This window comes from Micromonospora sp. (genome assembly GCF_048594385.1).
In the GTDB taxonomy this organism is placed as follows: Bacteria; Actinomycetota; Actinomycetes; order Mycobacteriales; family Micromonosporaceae; genus Micromonospora; species Micromonospora wenchangensis.
Genome location: NZ_JBMDWU010000231.1, coordinates 1 through 2,218, shown reverse-complemented (window position 1 = coordinate 2,218; position 2,218 = coordinate 1). Strand labels below are relative to the sequence as shown.

Annotated in this window: 2 protein-coding genes and 1 pseudogene; all 3 read right to left on the bottom strand. The window is 72.7% G+C overall.

What is annotated here, in order from left to right:
• Positions 1 to 566 (bottom strand): aminotransferase class III-fold pyridoxal phosphate-dependent enzyme (locus ACOJTC_RS12070; protein ID WP_420116912.1); only part of this gene is annotated, 566 nt, incomplete at its 3' end.
• On the bottom strand, positions 563 to 1,378 hold the full coding sequence (gene ddaH, locus ACOJTC_RS12065; protein WP_420116913.1) for a dimethylargininase: 816 nt from the start codon (positions 1,376 to 1,378) through the stop codon (positions 563 to 565). The genes ddaH and ACOJTC_RS12070, both read right to left, overlap by 4 nt.
• 353 nt (positions 1,379 to 1,731) lie before the next feature.
• A pseudogene (locus ACOJTC_RS12060) lies at positions 1,732 to 2,218 on the bottom strand (thrombospondin); the annotation flags it as partial.

Sequence of the window (2,218 nt, the reverse complement as noted above, 5' to 3'; positions counted from 1 at the left end):
GGCGTGATCGCGTCCCGGACCGCGGACAGATCGCCGAACGGCACCACGACGAACCCCGGCGTGTACGGCCCGAAGTCGGCCCGCGCGTCCTCGTCGGTGGAGAAGCTGACGATGGTGGTCGTCCGGCCGTGGAAGTTGCCGTCGGCGACGATGATGTTCGCCTGCCCCGGGGCGACCCTCTTGACCTGGTAGCCCCACTTGCGGGCCACCTTGATGCCGGTCTCGACCGCCTCCGCGCCGGTGTTCATCGGCAGCACCAGGTCCTTGCCGCAGAGCGCGGCCAACTCCTGGCAGAAGTCGGCGAACTGGTCGTGGATGAACGCCCGGCTGGTCAGGGTGAGCCGGTCGAGCTGTTCGTGGGCGGCCTGGATCAGGGCCGGGTGCCGGTGGCCGAAGTTCAACGCCGAGTAGCCGGCCAGGCAGTCCAGGTAGCGCCGACCGTCCACGTCGGTGAGCCAGGCGCCCTCGGCGGAGGAGATCACCACCGGCAGCGGGTGGTAGTTGTGCGCGGTGTACCGTTCCGCGTCCCGGACGGCGGACGGGGTCCGCAGCATGTCCTCGATCACTGGCTCGCCTTTCCCTGACGGAGTCGCAACGTGCAGCACTTCGGTCCGCCGCCGGCCTTGCGCAGCTCGGATAGGTCGACACCGATGGTCTGGTAGCCCCGGTCGCGCAGCTGCGCGGCCAGCCCGGTGGCCTGCGCGGGCAGCACCACGTGCCGGCCGTCGCCGACCGCGTTGAGGCCCAGCACCTCCGCGTCGGCCATGGTGGCGTGGACGGCGTCCGGGAAGAGCCGGCGCAGCACCGCCCGGCTGCCGGGGGAGAACGCCTCCGGCAGGTACGCCACGGTCCGCTCGTCGAGCACGGTCAGCGCGGTGTCCAGGTGGTAGAAGCGCGGGTCGACCAGTTGCAGGGTGACCACGGGGTAGCCGAAGACCTCCTGCAACTGGGCGTGCGAGGGGTGCGCGGTGCGGAACCCGGTGCCGGCGAGCAGGTGGTCGCCGACCAGCAGCACGTCCCCCTCGCCCTCGTTGACGTGCTTCGGGTCGTACACCTCGAAGCCGGCGGCCTCGAACCAGGCCCGGTAGGCGGGGGCCTCGTCGGCGCGCTGCGGGTCGCGGAACTGCACGGCCATCGCCCGGTCGCCGATGACCGTGCCACCGTTGGCGGCGAAGACCATGTCCGGCAGGCCGGGGACCGGGTCGATCAGCTCGACGGTGTGGCCGAGGTCGAGGTAGGTGCGGCGGAGCTGCTCCCACTGCCGGACCGCCAGCGCGGCGTCGACCGGCGCGGTCGGATCCATCCACGGGTTGATGGCGTAGTCGACGGCGAAGTACGTCGGCCGGCACATCAGGAAGCGCTGGCTGGTGGCGTCCATCGTCATTGTCCTGCTCCCGGGGTCGGGCGCGCCCGGCCTCCGTGGCCCACGGGCTGGCGCCGTGGCTCAACGGTATGCGGCCCGGCCGTACGACAACCACCGCCGAACCGTGCGTCCGGCGGTGGTTCGTTGCGTGTGACCCGAACGTGACGGCGATCCGTTGCGTGAGGGCGAACCGCGAAGGGGCCGCCACCCCGGCGGGAGTGACGGCCCCTGTGCGCATCGGTGGCGGCGAACCGCTGCCCCCGAACGAGTGGGTGCCCGGCTGGTGAACCACCAGACTGGTCGGGCGGTGCCGGCGAGCCGGCTGGTCCAACGTCGCCGGCGAACCGCCGGCGAGATCAAATGTGCCCTCAGAACCGGTCCACAAACTGTGAGTCAAGCCACTCCCGGAACCGGGCCACCCAGTCGCCGTCGGTGGTCGGCCAGTCGAACTGGCCGGTGAAGGCGAGCACGCCCAGCACCACCGCGGTCAGGCCGACCAGGATGCCGACCAGCGCGTCCGTGGTGCCGGCCACGTGCCGACGGCGGGTCGCGATCAGGCCCAGCACCGAGCAGACCGCGCCGAGCGCGCCGAGGGCGATGCCGTATCCGGCCAGGGTGCCGGTGAGTACGAACGCCGCGCCCACCACCGAGACGATCAGACCGAGGGTGGCGAGCAGGCTGGTCCTCGGCTTCGGCCCGGCCACCACCGGCGGCTGCGGGTCGGCCCCGTCGGTGTCCACCCGGTCCCGGTCGACGGGGCGGGCGTCGACGGGCGGGGGCGGCGCGACGGGCGTGCGGTCCCGGTCGACCGGCCGGTCGGCGTCCACCGGGCGCGGTGCGGTGCGGACCGGACCG